Source organism: Sphingopyxis sp. GW821-FHT10B01, assembly GCF_059415685.1.
This window is the reverse complement of sequence record NZ_JBWKNS010000008.1, coordinates 1-16,239: the sequence shown is the minus strand read 5'-3', so window position 1 is coordinate 16,239 and position 16,239 is coordinate 1. Positions and strand designations below refer to the sequence as shown.

General features: G+C 62.7%; 11 protein-coding genes, 1 tRNA gene and 1 pseudogene. 7 read left to right on the top strand and 6 right to left on the bottom strand.

Translation table 11 applies throughout. The annotated features are described in order from the left end of the window. The first annotated feature begins 30 nt into the window (after positions 1-30). From AC07NV_RS20790 to AC07NV_RS20780, 3 genes are read left to right on the top strand one after another with little or no spacing between them, the layout of a single operon-like run. Entirely contained in the window at positions 31-699 is a 669-nt protein-coding gene (locus AC07NV_RS20790; protein ID WP_495168294.1) for an RNA polymerase sigma factor, read from the top strand. Further along, the gene (locus tag AC07NV_RS20785) at positions 689-1,621 is read left to right on the top strand and encodes a FecR family protein (RefSeq protein ID WP_495168293.1); all 933 of its coding nucleotides are present in this window, start codon (positions 689-691) and stop codon (positions 1,619-1,621) included. The genes AC07NV_RS20790 and AC07NV_RS20785 overlap by 11 nt, the downstream gene beginning before the upstream one ends. 26 nt (positions 1,622-1,647) lie before the next feature. After that, positions 1,648-4,116 (top strand): TonB-dependent receptor, encoded by a 2,469-nt coding sequence (locus tag AC07NV_RS20780; RefSeq protein ID WP_495168292.1) that lies wholly within the window; start codon positions 1,648-1,650, stop codon positions 4,114-4,116. A gap of 38 nt (positions 4,117-4,154) precedes the next feature. Here the strand turns inward: AC07NV_RS20780 and AC07NV_RS20775 are convergent, their stop codons facing one another. Further along, the gene (locus AC07NV_RS20775) at positions 4,155-5,294 is read right to left on the bottom strand and encodes an acyl-CoA dehydrogenase family protein (protein ID WP_495168291.1); all 1,140 of its coding nucleotides are present in this window, start codon (positions 5,292-5,294) and stop codon (positions 4,155-4,157) included. Positions 5,295-5,396: 102 nt separating this feature from the next. After that, positions 5,397-6,590 (bottom strand): acyl-CoA dehydrogenase family protein, encoded by a 1,194-nt coding sequence (locus AC07NV_RS20770; RefSeq protein WP_495168290.1) that lies wholly within the window; start codon positions 6,588-6,590, stop codon positions 5,397-5,399. A gap of 168 nt (positions 6,591-6,758) precedes the next feature. On the opposite strand from AC07NV_RS20770, the gene AC07NV_RS20765 reads away from it, so the two are divergent. Continuing rightward, positions 6,759-7,835: an MBL fold metallo-hydrolase gene (locus tag AC07NV_RS20765; RefSeq protein ID WP_495168289.1), complete on the top strand. Its 1,077-nt coding sequence runs from the start codon at positions 6,759-6,761 to the stop codon at positions 7,833-7,835. A 116-nt stretch (positions 7,836-7,951) separates the two neighbouring features. Here AC07NV_RS20765 and yghU read toward each other — a convergent pair whose 3' ends face one another. Further along, entirely contained in the window at positions 7,952-8,827 is an 876-nt protein-coding gene (gene yghU, locus AC07NV_RS20760) for a glutathione-dependent disulfide-bond oxidoreductase (RefSeq protein WP_495168288.1), read from the bottom strand. Positions 8,828-8,901: 74 nt separating this feature from the next. Continuing rightward, positions 8,902-10,080 carry a CaiB/BaiF CoA transferase family protein gene (locus AC07NV_RS20755; protein ID WP_495168287.1) on the bottom strand — a complete coding sequence of 393 codons (1,179 nt, stop codon included), beginning with the start codon at positions 10,078-10,080 and terminating at the stop codon, positions 8,902-8,904. A 141-nt stretch (positions 10,081-10,221) separates the two neighbouring features. On the opposite strand from AC07NV_RS20755, the gene AC07NV_RS20750 reads away from it, so the two are divergent. The 3 genes from AC07NV_RS20750 to AC07NV_RS20740 all read left to right on the top strand — a co-directional run bounded on the left by AC07NV_RS20750 (position 10,222) and on the right by AC07NV_RS20740 (position 14,146). Continuing rightward, positions 10,222-13,464, top strand: coding sequence for an amidohydrolase family protein (locus tag AC07NV_RS20750; RefSeq protein ID WP_495168286.1), 3,243 nt, complete (start codon positions 10,222-10,224; stop codon positions 13,462-13,464). Between the two features lie 92 nt (positions 13,465-13,556). Beyond that, positions 13,557-13,646, top strand: a tRNA-Ser gene (locus tag AC07NV_RS20745). 308 nt (positions 13,647-13,954) lie between these two features. Then, entirely contained in the window at positions 13,955-14,146 is a 192-nt protein-coding gene (locus tag AC07NV_RS20740) for a helix-turn-helix domain-containing protein (protein WP_495168285.1), read from the top strand. Positions 14,147-14,282: 136 nt separating this feature from the next. Here AC07NV_RS20740 and AC07NV_RS20735 read toward each other — a convergent pair whose 3' ends face one another. Continuing rightward, positions 14,283-14,606 carry a hypothetical protein gene (locus AC07NV_RS20735; RefSeq protein WP_495168284.1) on the bottom strand — a complete coding sequence of 108 codons (324 nt, stop codon included), beginning with the start codon at positions 14,604-14,606 and terminating at the stop codon, positions 14,283-14,285. A gap of 4 nt (positions 14,607-14,610) precedes the next feature. Continuing rightward, positions 14,611-16,239, bottom strand: a pseudogene (locus tag AC07NV_RS20730) (hypothetical protein); the annotation flags it as partial.

The following is a 16,239-nucleotide window of genomic DNA, read 5'->3' as shown; positions in this document are numbered from 1 at the left end:
TTGCCTTGGCACAAAGAGACAAAGAAACAGATGCTTGCACAGTCCACTCTTTCTTTCCAGGCGCCGCAGTTGCGCGGTGGAGCGTGGGCGCTATATGACGGCGTCATCAGGGGGACGTATGGCGCAGGGCAAAATAGCGCTAACCGACAGAAGATGGCGTTCCAAAGCAAACAATCCATGACCGAGCCGCGTGAACGAACTGACGCCGCCCAAGGCATCGAAGGCGTATTGCTCGCCCACCGGGATCGCATCATCCGTTTCCTGATGGTGCGCGGAGCGGGAGACGCGGCCGAAGATCTGTTCCAGGATCTGTGGATGCGTCTGACCGACCGGCCGACCGGACCGATTGCCGAGCCCCTGTCCTATATCATGCGCGCCGCGAACAATCTGATGCTCGACCGCTATCGTTCCGCGCGGCAGAGGGAGTTACGTGACAAGGCGTGGGGCGAAGCGTCCGCGACGGAGATCCCGTCGACCGAGGTTTCGCTGATTGCGCGCGAACAGCTCGCGCTCGTCGAAACCGCGATCACCGCAACGGGTCAGCGCCCTTCGCGTATTTTCCGCCGGTTCCGCGTCGACGGCCTGAACCAACGCGATATAGCCATTGAAATGGGGGTCAGCCTGAGCACCGTCGAAGCCGACCTGCGTAAGGTTTATGCGGCGCTCGCCGTGATACGGAGGCAGTTCGATGCAAGCTGATACGGCACACGCCGAAGCGCGCGCGATCGACTGGCTGATCCGTCAGCGCGATCCTGCCTTTGCCGATTGGGACGGGTTCGCCGACTGGCTCGCAGAAGATCCCGGCCACGCGGAAGTCTATGACGCAGTCGCCAGCCTCGACCGCGATCTCGACGCCCTGCCCCCGATGCCCGCACCTTCCGTCGTGGTGATGCCCGACGCCCCGCGCCGACCATCGCGCCGCGCCTGGTTCGGCGGCGCCATGGCGGCCGCACTGGTCGGCGCGATCAGCCTGTCGAGCCTTGGCGTGTTCGGCAATCCGGACCGGATCGAGACCGCGGCAGGCGAGCATCGTACCGTCGAGCTGGCCGACGGATCGAAGATCGAGATCAACGGCGCATCAGTGATCGAGATCGACAAGGATCGCCCACGCTTTGCCCGGCTGGAATCGGGCGAGGCGATGTTCCATGTCGTGCATCGCGACGACGATCCGTTCGTGGTCGAGACGGGCGACGCGAGGATCGTCGACCTCGGCACCGCTTTCAACGTCGTGCGCCGCGATCGCCAGACGTCGGTCGCGGTGTCCGAAGGCATTGTTCTCTATAACCCCGCCCGTGACAAGGTTCGCCTCGTCGCCGGCAAGGGTATCGAAGCGCGCGATGGCGACCGCCAGCCGCCGGTCGTTCAGGATGTCGATGTCGCCAGCATCGGCGGCTGGCGCACCGGACTCCTCGTCTATAACGGCACCCCGCTCGCCGTCGTCGCCGAGGATCTGAAGCGCACCGCCGGGATGCAAGTGAGTATCGCGCCCGGTGCGGCCGACCTGTCCTTCCGCGGGGCATTGATCGTCGACAAGAACCGGAACCGCACGATTGCCGACCTCGCGGCCTTGTCGGGAACAAGGGCCGAGCGGCAAGGCGATGGCTGGATACTGACCCGCTGAGCAGACACCCACGCCTTTCCCTTGCCGTGGCAGCGATTGCGCTGTGCCTGCCTGCGCAGGCGCTGGCGGCGGAGGAACGCGCATTCGACGTGCCCAAGGGCAGCCTGTCTACGGTATTGCCGACCATCAGCCGGCAGGCCGGGGTCAGTATCAGCGTCGTCGATGCGAAACTCTGGCAGGCGCGCGTCAAACCCGTGCGCGGGCGGATGAGTGTCGAAAAGGCAATTCAGCGCCTGCTCGACGGCTCCGATGCGCGCGCGATACGCGTCAGCGCGACCAGTTGGCGTATCGAACGCCGTCCCCCTTCAGCGCAGGTTGCGCACCGCACCCCTCCGCCGCGCCCCGTTCTGCAACCCAAGGCGCGCGAGCCATCGCGCGATACGGTCGCCGCAGCGCACGACGAAATCATCGTCACCGCGTCGAAGACCGACCTGCCCCTTTCGCACTTCGCCGGCGTCGTCACCAAACTGGATGGCGGCGATCTCGCGTTCGGCGGCGAGCGCGGAATGGATTCGATCCTGTCGCGAACGGCAACCGTCTCCTCGACCCATCTCGGTTCGGGGCGCAACAAGCTGTTCATTCGCGGCATCGCCGATTCCAGTTTCACCGGCCCGACGCAGTCAACGGTGGGGCAATATCTCGGCGACATCCGCCTCAGCTACAACGCACCCGACCCGGATCTGCGCCTCTACGACGTCGACAATGTCGAGATTCTCGAAGGGCCGCAGGGCACACTCTATGGCGCGGGGTCGCTCGGCGGCATCATCCGCGTCGTGCCAAAGGCACCCGATCCGCGCGAGATGACGATGCAGGCAATCGCCGGTCTGTCGATCACCCAGCATGGCGACCCCGGTGGCGACATTGCTGCGATCGCCAACCTCCCGGTCGGGGACAACGGCCATGCGCTGCGCCTCGTAGGCTATATGCTGACCGACGGCGGATATATCGACAATCCGTTGCGCGGTCAGAACGACGTCAATCGCGTTCATGTCCGCGGCGGGCGCGGCACTTCTCGTTTCGACGCCGGCAACGACTGGACGATCGATCTGGGCGGTGTCTACCAGGCTATCACCTCCGACGATGCGCAGTATGCGGACAAGGACGGCGCGCCACTGACCCGTAGTTCGATGGTCGAACAGAATGCGACCGCACGATACGGCATGGGCACAATCGTGGTGATGAAGGATTGGGACGACCTGCATTTCCAGTCGTCCAACGCCTATATCGACCATCGCCTGTTCGAACGCTTCGATGCCAGCCTGCCCGAAACCCGGCCAAGCACCGGCAACAGCTCGGGCGTCATCCTTGGCGCCGTCGATGTCGAACGTCTGTTTGCACCGATCCAGGTCACCCCCCTCAACAACGTTCCGCGCGTGCTCGATCAACATAATGCGACGCGTATGTTCGTTAGCGAAAACCGCCTGTCGCGACCGTATCGCGACCGATTGGGCTGGGTAATCGGGGCGAGCTTTATCGACAACCGGGCGCGGCAGGACCGCGAATATGGCTATGGCTCGCTTCGCGCAGTTCTGCCCGGCGTGACCAACCGGATCACCGAATTCACCGGTTATGCCGAAGCGACAGTCGAACTGATACCCGACTTGATCGCATCAGGCGGCGTTCGTCTGTCGCACGCAAAGCTGGGCGGGGCGGCCGAAGGTGTATCTTTCGCCCTTTCGCAGGCTGGGCGCGCGACGACCGCGTCGCGCAACGAAACCGACCTGCTGCCCTCCTTCTCGCTGCTCGCGACGCCCCTCCATAATGTCCGGCTGTATGCGCGTTATCAGGAGGGCTTCCGTCCGGGCGGACTTGCTGTCGACGGCAATTTCGTGCGGCGTTTCCTCAATGATCAGGTGCGCACCTGGGAAGCAGGCATGCGCTTCGGCGACAAGGGGCAGAGCCTGTTCGACGCCAGCATCTCGATTTCGCACAGCCGCTGGCGCAACATCCAGGCCGACTTTATCGACAGCACGGGTTTTCCGACCACCGCCAACATCGGTGACGGGCGCATTACCAGCCTCTCAGGTGCGCTCGCGGTTCGACCGACCGAGGCGCTGACGTTCGAACTGGGCGCGGTCTATAATCATAGCCGCGTCGATGACCTCGCTCTGCAAATCCTGCCCGTGTTCGACGCGGCGCCGGGGCGGCTCGGCCGCATTCCCAATGTCGCGAGCCATGCGGTGCGCGGGTCGGTCAACTATGCGACCATGATCGGCGACGAGGATTTCCGCATGAACGGCTGGGCAAGCTATATCGGCCCGTCGCGCCTCGGCATCGGGCCGGTGCTCGGCGAGAGCCAGGGCGACTATGTCGACACCGGCGTTGCGATGCGGGTCGGAAACGCGCGCCGCGGCCTGTCGTTGACGCTGACCAACCTGTTCGATTCGCGCGGCAATCGCTTTTCGCTCGGGACGCCCTTTGTCGAGGGCAATGAAGGCTTCCTCACCCCGCTGCGCCCGCGCACGCTCCGGATCGCCGTCGACGTCGCCTATTAAGGCGACGCCGCGGCTCTCCCAAGGCGGTCGACCAGCCGTCAGTCGGCCAGTGTAATCCGTTCGTAGCGATCCATGTGATGATCGACGGTGCCGAACTGGCTTTCGATCATCGTTGCGCGCTTGAAATAATGACCGATCGCCAGTTCCTGCGTGATGCCGATGCCGCCGTGTGTCTGGATCGCATTCTGCCCCACGAAATTGGCGCCGCGTGCGACCTTGGCCTTCGCCGCAGAAACGGCCGCCATGCGCTCGTTCGCGGGCAGACCCAGCTTCAACGTCCCCATGATCGTCATCGAGCGCGCCTGTTCGACTTCCATGAACATGTCGACCATGCGGTGCTGAAGCACCTGAAACTTGGCGATCGGCACGCCGAACTGCTTGCGTTGTTGCGTATATTCGAGCGTCCCTTCGTGCAGCTTCTGCATCACGCCGGTCGCCTCGGCGCACACCGCAACGGTCGCTTCGTCGACGATCTGCTCGATCAGGGGCAAAGCGGCCCCCTCGCCGCCTAGCAGGGCATCGCCGGGGACCGAAACATTTTCGAAATAGATCTCCGACGCACGGCTGCCATCGACCGTCGGATAGTCACGGCGAACGATGCCGGGCAGGTTCGCGTCGATGAGGAACAGCGAGATGCCGTCGCGGTCACGCACGTTGCCGCCGGTACGCGCGGTGACGAGCAGATGCGTCGCCCACGGGGCGGCATAGACGACGCCCTTGTGGCCGTTCAGCACATAGCCCGCGCCGTCCTTCTTCGCGGTCGTGCGCAGGTTCGCAAGGTCATAGCGGCCCTGCGGCTCGGCATAGGCGAACGCGATGATCGCGTTGCCCGCGATGATCTCAGGGATCACTGCATCGGCCTGTACGCCGCCAACAGCCTTCAACGCGCCCCCGGCAATGACGACGGTCGGCAGATAAGGCTCGATCCCGATGACCTTGCCCAATTCTTCCATCACGATCGCATTTTCGAGCGCGCCACCGCCAAGACCGCCATGCTCTTCGGCAAAGGATGCGCCGAGCATACCGAGTTCCTGCGCCAGCGTAGTCCAGATCGCGGGATCGCGTCCGCTGTCGCTGTTGATGAACTTCTGGCGCGTTTCGAAATCATAGGTGTCGCCAAGGAACCGGGCGAGTGTGTCGCGGATCATATCCTGCGTTTCGGTGTAGGTGAAATCCATTATCGTCTCTTTCTTTGTTCCCCGGCGAACGCCGGGGCCCATTGCCGCCAACGGCCTTCACAGCCGCCTGAGACCCCGGATCGCATCCGGGGTGGTTTTGGGTCAGAGCCCCAAAACCATCTTTGCGATGATGTTGCGCTGAATCTCGTTCGATCCGCCATAGATCGTTGTCTTGCGCATGTTGAAATAGGTCGGCGCGGCACGATGGGCATAATCGGGCCCGATGGGATGCTCGTTGTCGCCTTCGCCGAAGCCGCGGAAATACGGCGCGCCATAATGGCCGACGGCTTCCAGTGTCAGCTCGGTCAACCGCTGCTGGATTTCCGAACCCTTGATCTTGAGCAAGCTCGATTCCGGCCCCGGCCCGCGGTTTGCGTTGGGGCCGGCGAGGCTGCGCAATTCGGTGAATTCCAGCGCCGCCAGATCGACTTCCAGATCGGCCACCTTGCGCTTGAAGAAGGCGTTGGCGAGGAGCGGTTTGTCGCCGTCGAGCTCGGTACGGGCAATCGCCTTTACCTTTTCGATCCCGCGCTTCGACGCCGCCACGCCGGCGATGCCGGTACGTTCGTGCGCGAGCAGGAACTTGGCGCAGGTCCAGCCCTTATTCTCTTCATAGACGCGCTGCGATTGCGGCACGCGAACGTCTTCGAGCCACACTTCGTTGACTTCATGCTCGCCGCCCAGCGTGATGATCGGGCGCACGGTGATGCCGGGGGACTTCATGTCGATGAGCAGGAAGCTGATACCTTCCTGCTGTTTGGCGTCCTTGTCGGTGCGGACGAGGAAAAAGCCCCAGTCGGCGTGCTGCGCCAGCGTCGTCCAGGTCTTCTGGCCGTTGACGAGATAGTCGTCGCCGTCGCGGACCGCGGTGGTGCGGAGGCTGGCAAGGTCGGACCCCGAACCCGGTTCCGAATAACCCTGACACCACCAATCCTCACCCGACAGGATGCGTGGCAGAAACTGGGCTTTCTGCTCCGGGGTGCCAAAGGTGTATATCACCGGGCCGACCATCGCGAGACCGAAAGGCATCAGGCGGATGCAATCGGCGCGCGCGGTCTCTTCGGACCAGATAAAGCGCTGCGTCGGCGTCCAGCCGGTGCCGCCGTACTCGACCGGCCATGCGGGGGCGATCCAGCCCTTTTTATGCAAAATCTTGTGCCAGACGAGGAAGTCTTCCTTGGACAGCTCCTCGCCCTCGTCCTGTTTTCCGCGCAGTTCCGCGGGGTAATTTTCGGCGATGAAGTCGCGCACTTCCTGCTGGAAGGCCAGATCTTCGGGGCTGAATTCCATGTCCATCACGAATCTCCCATTGGGCAATGGCGCCCTTATACTGAGCGCTCACCTTTACGTAAACGGCAAGTTGCGACTTGCAACTTTCCTTGTGCCGATGATTGCGCGTAACATCGCCACTTGTCCAGCGCATGCGGCAGTCACGCGCGGACGAAAAGCAGGGGGGGAACGGGGATGACAAATGGCAAGCGCGCCGCGCTGCTGGCCGCGGCAATCATCGGCATATTGGCGTTGTCAGCGTGGCTGTTCCAGCGGCCTATCGGTATGTGGGTGTTCGAGCGCGCGGTTGAACGCACTGCCGCGCGCGATACGCTGAAAGGCCTGCCCGACGGATTGCATGTCGGCCTCTGCGGCACTGGCTCTCCGCTCCCCAACCGCGAACGCGCCGCCGCCTGCACCGTTGTCATTGCGGGCAAGGCGATGTTCGTCGTCGATGCCGGCGAAGGCGCGGCGCGCAATATCGCGCAGATGGGTTTACCGAATGGGCGCATCAAGGCGCTGTTCCTGACGCATTATCATTCGGACCATATCGACGGCATGGGTCCGATGATGCTGCTGCGCTGGACCGCCAGCGGCAACACGGCGCCCCTGCCCGTCTATGGCCCGACCGGCATCGAAAGCGTGATCGCCGGATTCAACGCCGCCTACACGCTCGATAATGGCTATCGCACCGCGCATCATGGCGCCGCCATCACACCACCCGCCGCTGCGGGAGCGACCGCCATGCCTTTCGTGATCCCCGCCACGCCGACCGTCATTTATGAAGCCGACGGTCTGCGCGTCACCGCCTTCGCGGTCGATCATCGCCCGGTTCACCCCTCGGTCGGCTATCGATTCGACTACAAGCGGCGCAGCGTCGTGATCAGTGGCGATACCGCGCCGTCAAAGACGCTTGAGGCGGCATCGAAAGGGGCCGACTTGCTAATCCACGAAGCGCTCCAACCCGCGATGGTGAAGATCCTCGCCGCGAAGCTCGACAAGGCGGGCCGCCAACAGACTGCGCAGATCATGCGCGACATCCTCGACTATCACGCCAGTCCGGCGCAGGCGGCCGACAGCGCAAGGGTTGCTGGGGTGAAAATGCTGGTGCTCAGCCATGTGGTGCCGTCGATGCCCTCCCCCTATCTGAACGCAGCCTTCCTTGACGGGGCAGAGAATCATTTCGACGGGCCGATTATTGTCGGAGAGGACGGGCAATATTTCTCCCTGCCCGCCGGAACAAAGGCGATCGAACGCGGAAGCTGGTTCTAGATGTCGGCGCACGGCGTCACGAGAATGGCCGCACCCTCGCTTTCATAGGTGGCGACGCTGCCGATCGTTGATGAACCGCCAATCTGAACGCGGCTGCTTCAATCGGAAACTTCGGATTATTCCGCCGCCTCCAGCTTGTCCTGCGTCCGCAATTCAAAGTCCGACGCGTCGTGCCGTTCGTGAAGCTGGCTGGCGGGATCGCCCATCACGCGGTTGACCATCCGCCCGCGCTTCACCCCCGGACGCGCCGCGATCTGGTCGGTCCATCGCTGGACATTCTTGTAATCCTCGACCTGCAGGAATTCACCCGCATCATAGACCAACCCCTTGGCGAGCGCGCCGTACCAGGGCCACACTGCCATGTCGGCGATCGTATAATCGGCGCCGCCCAGATATTCGCTCTCGGCAAGACGGCGGTCGAGCACATCCAACTGGCGCTTCACTTCCATCGCATAACGGTTGATCGGATATTCCTGCTTCGTCGGCGCATAGGCATAGAAATGGCCAAAGCCGCCGCCGAGGAACGGCGTGCTGCCCATCTGCCACATCAGCCACGACAGCACTTCGGCGCGCTTCGCGGTCTCGGTCGGCAGGAATTCGCCGAACTTCTCGGCAAGATGGATCAGGATCGCGCCCGATTCAAAGACGCGGATCGGCTCGCCGCCGCTGCGATCGACCAGCGCGGGGATCTTGCTGTTCGGATTGGCGCCGACGAACCCGCTCGAAAACTGGTCGCCATCGCCGATCTTGATCAGCCACGCGTCATATTCGGCGCCGCTGTACCCGGCCTCGAGAAGTTCCTCGAGCATCACCGTCACCTTCACGCCATTGGGTGTGCCGAGCGAATAGAGCTGGAGCGGATGCTTGCCGATGGGCAGGTCCTTGTCGTGCGTCGGTCCCGCGATCGGGCGGTTGATATTGGCGAAACGCCCGCCGCTTTCCTTGTCCCACGTCCAAATTTTCGGCGGCACATATTCGCTGTTATCGGTCATCGGGAGCTCCTGGATGGATTTTTATACTGACCGGTAACTTAAGTGGCGATTACCGTTTGTCCACCCTTCCCCGCTCAAATAATCTTTGCAACACGCAAAGCCGAAATGGCTTGGGCGTCATAGCCAAGCTCCGAGAGGATCGCGTCGCTGTGTTCGCCCACCTGCGGCGCGCGCGCGGACTCGACCTTGTCGCTACCCGAAAGATGAATGGGTGCACGGATGACCGGCACCGCGCTTGCTGCGCCGGGATAGTCGACCGGCTCTACCAGCCCCATCGCCGCGACCTGCGGTTGCGCCAGCACCTCTCCGGCGCGTAAGACGGGAGCAGCGGGGACCCGCCCGGCAGCCAGTTCGGCAATCGCGTCGGCGTTCGTCCGCTCGACGCACCAGCGCTGCATGATCGCACTCAGTTCCTCGCCATTGTCGCCGCGCAAGATGTCGCTCGCGTAAAGCGGATCGTCGAGCAGCTCGGGCCGCCCGACCAATTCGGCCCAGCGCGCAAAAATTCCGTTGCCGACAATCTGCGTGATGATCCACCCATCGCGCGTTCGAAACACATCGGTCGGCCCCGAACTGAACGCCCGGTTACCGATCGGCTGGCGATCGATGCCGTTCAGCGCATGGTCGATGGTCAGCGCGTTCGACATGGTCAGCGCGGTGCCAAGCAGCGACCCCGACACGCATTGCCCCTTACCCGTCACTTCGCGTTCGCGCAGCGCCAGCATCACGCCGAATGCACAGTGGAGTGCGGTACCGAAATCGACGTAATTGACCTGTGCCCGATAAGGTTGGTCGGCCGTTCCGGTCAGATGCACCGTCCCCGACATCGCCTGCCCGACCGCGTCGAAGCCGACACGGCTCGCCAGCGGCCCCTCGCTGCCGAACGCCGACGCGGTCGCGAGGATGATGCGCGGGTTGATCGCCGAAAGGCCCTCGTGATCGAGCCCGAGCTTGACGAGGGCGTCGTGCGGCAAGTTGGCGATCACAACATCGGCAGTTTCGACTAGGCGGCGGACGATCTCGCGTCCCTCCGGGCTTCCGGGTTTCAGGGTCAGGCACCGCTTGGCGCGGTTCATCTGCATAAACATCGCACCCGACCCGTCTTCGGCAACCGGGACGGTGTAGCGGTCGTCGTTGCCGCCCGGCGCCTCGATCCGGATGACATCGGCGCCATAGTCGGCGAGCAGCGCCGCACAATAAGGCCCCGCTATATAACGGCCGAAATCGAGTACCCTAATTCCCTTCAACGGCACGCCTGGCTCTCCCCGATATTCTTCTTTCGACCGGGCTAGCAGTCGCCCGTCGACCCTGCCAGTTCTTCGTCGAAACCTGTCACTTGCAACTTCGTCCCCGGACCATATGGTCAGCACATAATTTCAAACGGGGATAATTTCATGGCGCGCTTTGCTTTCGCCCTCGCGGCGACTTTGGCTTGTTCAACCTCGGCCTGGGCGCAAAGCGCGCCCGCGGCATCTCCGGCTGCCGATGCGAAGCCCGACAAATGGGACGTCAACGCACCGCCGGGCATGGCGACGCGCAAAGTCCAGCTCGCGGTCGACGAAGGAAGCTGGATGAACGTTGACGTCTCTCCCGATGGCCGCATCATCGCATTCGACCTGCTCGGCGACATTTACACGATGCCGATCGAGGGCGGCACGCCAACCCGCATCGCCGAGGGGCTCGCCTATGAGCATCAGCCGCGCTTCTCACCCGACGGCAAGCGCATCGCCTTTGTTTCCGACCGCGCGGGCGGCGACAATATCTGGCTGATGAACCGCGACGGCAGCGACAAGCGCCAGATCTCGAAAGAGGATTTCCGCCTGCTCAACCAGCCGAGCTGGAGCCCCGACGGCCAGTTCATCGTCGCCAAGAAGCATTTCACCACGGGCCGTTCGCTCGGCACCGGCGAGGTCTGGATGTATCATGTGTCGGGCGGCGCGGGCGTGCCGCTGGTCAAAAAGCCGAACGAACGCCATCAGAAGGAACTCGGCGAGCCGATCTTCGCTGCCGACGGCAAGAGCGTCTTCTACACCCGCAACGTCACCCCGGGCCCGATTTTCGAATATGCGCAGGACAGCAACGCCGATCTGTTCCACATCGAACGCTACAGCCTCGAGGATGGCGAGATCAGCACGGCGGCATCGGGTGTCGGCGGCGCAGTGCGTCCGACCCCTTCGCCCGACGGCAAGCGGCTGGCCTTCGTCCGCCGCGAAGGAATGCAGTCGAAACTATATGTGAAGGACCTCGCTTCGGGTGCCGAGAAGAAGGTCTATGACGCGCTGGACCAGGATGTGCAGGAAACCTGGGCGGTCACCGGCGTCTATCCGAACATGGCATGGACCCCCGACAGCCGCGAGATCGTCTTCTGGGCTGGCGGCAAGCTGCGCCGCGTAAACAGCGCCGGTGGCGAAGCACGCACCATCCCGTTCAGCATCGCCGACGACCGCACGATCGTCGACGCGACCCACCCGGTCGTCGAGGTAGCGCCCGACAGCTTTGCGACGCAGATGCCGCGTTGGGCCGAAGTATCGCCCGACGGCCGCAGCGTCGTTTTCGAAACGCTCGGCAAGCTGTGGATCAAACCCGCAACCGGCGGTGCGGCACGCCGGCTGACCGCGGCAAAGGACGATGCGATGGAGCTCTGGCCGAGCTGGTCGCGCGACGGCAAATCACTCGTCTTCGTGCGCTGGACCGATGGCGGCATGGGCGAAATCCATGTTGTCGGCTCAGCGGGCGGCGCATCGCGCAAGATCACTGCCACGCCCGGCCATTATGCCGAACCGCGCTTCTCGCCCGACGGCAAGACGATCGCGTTCGAACGGCGCGGTAGCGGCGGGCTGACGTCGGCGCGCTGGAGCGAGGATCCCGGTGTCTATCGTATCGCGTCGACCGGCGGCGCCGCCGAACGGATCAGCGCCGATGGCGCCAAGCCGCAGTTCGCCACCACAAGCGACCGCGTCTTCATGGTCACCGCCGCCGACGGCAAGAGCCAGCTCGTCAGCACCGACCTGCACGGTCAGGACAAGCGCGTTCACGCCAATGGCGAACTCGTCAGCGACTATGAGATCTCGCCCGACGGCCGCACGCTGGCCTTCCGGCAGAATTACGACGCCTATGTCACCCCGCTGATGCCCGGTGGACAGGATGTCTCGCTCGGCACCAAGAGCGGCGCGCTGCCCGTAACCCGCGTTTCCGGCAGCGGTGCCGAATATATGAACTGGTCCGGCGGCGGCGGCCGCCTCCACTGGAGCCGCGGCGCGACTTTGTTCAGCGCCGACCTCGCCAGCCTCTTCACCAACGCGCCCGCCGAAGAGAAGGCGCCGAAGTTCACCCCGCCGACCGAGGGCGTGTCGCTGTCGATGACGCAGGCGGCGTCGAAGCATAAGGGCATCGTCGTCCTCACCGGCGCGAAGATCGTGACGATGGCCGATAAGGACGGCGGCGTGATCGAAAATGGCACGATCGTCATCGGCGGCGACCGTATCATCGCCGTCGGCGCCGCGGGCGCGATCACCGTTCCTGCGGGCGCGGTCACGGTCGATGCGACCGGCAAGACGATCGTCCCCGGCTTCGTCGATGCCCATGCGCACGGCTCGCACGGCGACGACGAGTTGGTGCCGCAGCAGAACTGGTCGGAGATCGTCAATCTCGCCATGGGCACGACCACCAGCCACAATCCCTCGTCACGCGCGTCGGAGATTTTCGTCTCGTCCGAAATGCAGCGCGCCGGATTGATCCTTGCGCCGCGCATCTTCTCGACGGGCGAGATCATCTATGGCGCCAAGTCGGCGGGGGTCTATGCCGAGATCAACGGCTATGACGACGCACTCGCGCACGTCCGCCGCCTCAAGGCGCAGGGCGCACACAGCGTCAAAAACTACAACCAGCCGCGCCGCGACCAGCGGCAGATGGTCGTCAAGGCGGCACAGGCCGAAGGCCTGACCGTCGTGCCCGAGGGCGGCTCGCTGTTCACGCAGGACGTCACGCTGATCCAGGACGGCAACTCGACCGTCGAGCACAACGTCCCGCTCCACACCTTCTACAAGGACCTCGTCCAGCTGTGGGGGCAGACGCAGGTCGATTATACCCCGACGCTCGTCGTGACGTACGGCGGGCCGGCGGGCGATCCCTACTGGCGGGCGCATACCAATGTCTGGGAGCATCCGATCCTGTCGCGTCACGCGCCGCCGACCGAGCTCGCCGCAAACAACAAACGCCGTGTGATTGCGCCCGAGGGCGATTATGTCGACGATGATTCGGCGCGCGAGGCGGCGAAGATCGCCGCGGCGGGCCGCATGGTCTCGATCGGCGCGCATGGCCAGCAGGCAGGCCTTGGCGCACACTGGGAAATCTGGTCGTTCGTGCGCGGCGGATGGAGCAACATCGACGCGCTGCGCGCCGCGACGATCATGCCGGCGACCTCGCTGGGCTACGCGAAAGACGTGGGATCGCTCGAGGCAGGCAAGCTCGCCGATCTCCTCATTCTCGACGCGGATCCGACGGCGAATATCCGCAACACCGAGCAAATCCACCGCGTGATGCTCGGCGGACGGCTCTATGACCCGCTGACGATGAACGAGGCGGAGACGGGAACGCGCAAACGCCAGCCCTATTGGTGGGAAGCCGACAAGCCCTGAGCCATGACTCTAATCCTGCGGCGGACCGTAATTTTGTGACGAGAGGGTTGCAAGACGTTCGGACCGCCGCTAGGGGCGTCTCCTCTCAGCGAGGAGAGTTGGCTGAGTGGTCGAAAGCGTCGCACTCGAAATGCGAAGTGCCGGCAACGGTACCGAGGGTTCGAATCCCTCACTCTCCTCCATTTTCTTCCCTTAGTGGATTGAAAACGCTAGCCTTTCGACCGGCTAGCCCAAATCGTTCCCTCACCAGTTCCCACATAAGGCTTTCTTTATGCGCGGATCGCCGGGAACCACCCTCCACCTTCGTGCCCATGTCCGTGGTTCGTCCGTAGTTCGGCCGTAGTTGATTCGGCGGCGGCGGATTTGCGTCGTTCCTAATTCCGGCCGTCCGTAGTTACGCTGATTAACTAGGGCCGTTCGCCGTCCTGCTCTTTCTTTTGCTGGCTACCGTTGGCCTTCTGCTGACGGGGCAAATGCGAAAGGACTGGAAGTGGAACCAATCGCCGTTTCCCCTAAGGGCGCATGCACGGCGCTCAGCTACGGACTGACCAAAATCTACGATCTCATCAACGCTGGCGAGCTTGAGGTCTTCAAAGACGGTCGGGCAACCCGCATCACGACTGCCAGCATCAAGGGCTATGTGGAGCGCCGCAAGGCCGAAACCAAGCTTCTGGCTGCATGATCCGATGGGTGGCACCACAGGCACGCGGGGAGGCAAAAGGGAGACGGAGCACGCCATGGCGAGGAGGCTAAAGCACGCCGGTTTTGTAGGACAGCGGTTTTTCGGATGGGCGCGGGTTTAGGGGTTATTGCACCTGTCACCGTAATTGGGGCTTGAAACGTTCGTCAGCTTCAATCTTTTCGATGAGCTCATTCCACTCGGGAAACGGTTCTGAGTTGGCCTTCTTCCAGTCTGAAAATGCCGCCTTGGTGGCGACGTAAAATCGCTCAAGATCTGCGTTTCCAAGAGTATCGAGACTGATGAACGGCATATATTCAACGTCCATGGATTCGTAGATCGGCTCAATCAAATCGGGAGCCCCAACTGTAAGCGCGTTCCTAGTCAGCTCTGCCACCAAATCAAATCCACGCGAGCTAAACCCGACCCCCGTCTTATTGGCAATAATTACCGATCCGGCCATGATTTCACCTAAGTATTATTATACGAGATTGGTTGGTCGCAGACTGCCGCCCGACAATGTCCATAAGAACCTTCTGATTCTGAGGTGTCAGAAAACGGGAATCAATTGGGACGATATCAGCTTTGCTCAAATGCAAACCAAGCTGATCCGAAAACCGGTCAGCATTCTTAACAAAGAACTGATTGATTCCAGCAGCCTCCTTTGCGGTACCAGGAGTTAGCAGAAAATCTACACTCTTGCCAGCCTGAGCCCCACTCGCAAATTTAAAGTCTGCTCCGCTCGCTCCTGTTAACCTCTCGAGCCTGCCTCCCAAAAGTTGCTGAAGCTCGACGGCAGCCGAGGCTTCTCCGGGTCTCAGCTTACCAATGGCCGGGTCGAGGACGTTAAGTCTTCTAAATTCATCAAGCTCCACAAAACCACGTGGTGAAATGACGCGCGGTCCTGTTGCTTCTGCGGCGCTCGCCACTTTACGTAATTCGAGCAAGCCCTCGACATATTTGCCAGCTCGCAGAGCGGGCAAGACAGACGTTGCTTCAAGGCCACCCAATGCGGCACCCTTTGCGTTGATCTGCGCCACACCGATCCGGGGCTTCTCCAGCGGAATGTCGAAAAACGACATCGGCGGGTTTTCGACATAATAGAATCGAGGCGAGAGTTTCGTATCGGTCGCAGCTTTGTCCAATCTGTTGAAGGCGTGGATGAGTCTGTCGGTCGAAGCCTTGGCCCCTTGGGCGCTGGCCTCATAACGCGCATTTTTCGTGCCGTCCCAGTTGCGGCCTGCGATTATATTACCGAGGTGCCAGAATACACCGCCATGCTTATCGTCATATGCGCGCTTCTCTTCTTCGTTCATTCGCCTGCCAGTAACGACAATCTCGGACGGCGCACGTTGAAGCATGCCGTTTTCGTCCATGTAATACTCATTGTCGGCCAGTTGGACGCCTTTGCTCTTCAATCCGGTGCCTCCATCCCCCGCCACGGCATCAGCGACGCGCCCACCAATGGTATTGCCGATGATATCGGGGATAGCGGCGAACAGATTACCACCGAAGCTGTTTCCGTTGATCGCCGAGCGCGTTGCGGCATTGGCGATGCCAGCAGCGGTGTTCGATAGGAGGTCGCGGCCGAACTCGCCACTGAGCTTGCCGCCTACGAGGTTGCCGATCCCCGCTCCGACCCCCGCAGCAGCAACACCCGCGAAATCGAACTTGCTCTGGAGGCCCGTCGCGACGCCGACCCCTTGCGTGATGACGCTGCCGAGCGCCCCTCTGGCTGCCGCCTGCAACGTGCCCGTCAGGCCCGTCCCGCCACTCAGGCCTGCTACTCCGGACAAGCCGGCGGCAACGCCGCCACCCAACGCCGCCAGCGCTACACCCTTAAAGCTGAACTTGTCTTGGATGCCTGTCGCCAAACCGACGCCCTGACTGGCAAGGCTGCCGAGTGTGGCGGCCAGCGCGCCTTGGCCGATCGACGCGGCGGCGGGGGCAGCAGGTAGCGCAATCAGCGTCACCGCGACGGCGATCGCCACCATCAAGATCTGCCCGAAGACGCCGCATTTACCGCCCTTCTTTGTCGGCTTGGGGGTGGTCGGCGACAGGTCGCCGAGCGCGCGATTGGGGTCGTAGACGCGGAA

Bases quoted from the DNA above. Each gene is read 5' to 3' on its own strand.
- AC07NV_RS20790 (WP_495168294.1), top strand. From the start codon at position 31: ATGCTTGCACAGTCCACTCTTTCTTTCCAGGCGCCGCAGTTGCGCGGT.
- AC07NV_RS20785 (WP_495168293.1), top strand. From the start codon at position 689: ATGCAAGCTGATACGGCACACGCCGAAGCGCGCGCGATCGACTGGCTG.
- AC07NV_RS20775 (WP_495168291.1), bottom strand. From the start codon at position 5,294: ATGGATTTCACCTACACCGAAACGCAGGATATGATCCGCGACACACTC.
- AC07NV_RS20770 (WP_495168290.1), bottom strand. From the start codon at position 6,590: ATGGACATGGAATTCAGCCCCGAAGATCTGGCCTTCCAGCAGGAAGTG.
- AC07NV_RS20765 (WP_495168289.1), top strand. From the start codon at position 6,759: ATGACAAATGGCAAGCGCGCCGCGCTGCTGGCCGCGGCAATCATCGGC.
- yghU (WP_495168288.1), bottom strand. From the start codon at position 8,827: ATGACCGATAACAGCGAATATGTGCCGCCGAAAATTTGGACGTGGGAC.
- AC07NV_RS20750 (WP_495168286.1), top strand. From the start codon at position 10,222: ATGGCGCGCTTTGCTTTCGCCCTCGCGGCGACTTTGGCTTGTTCAACC.
- AC07NV_RS20735 (WP_495168284.1), bottom strand. From the start codon at position 14,606: ATGGCCGGATCGGTAATTATTGCCAATAAGACGGGGGTCGGGTTTAGC.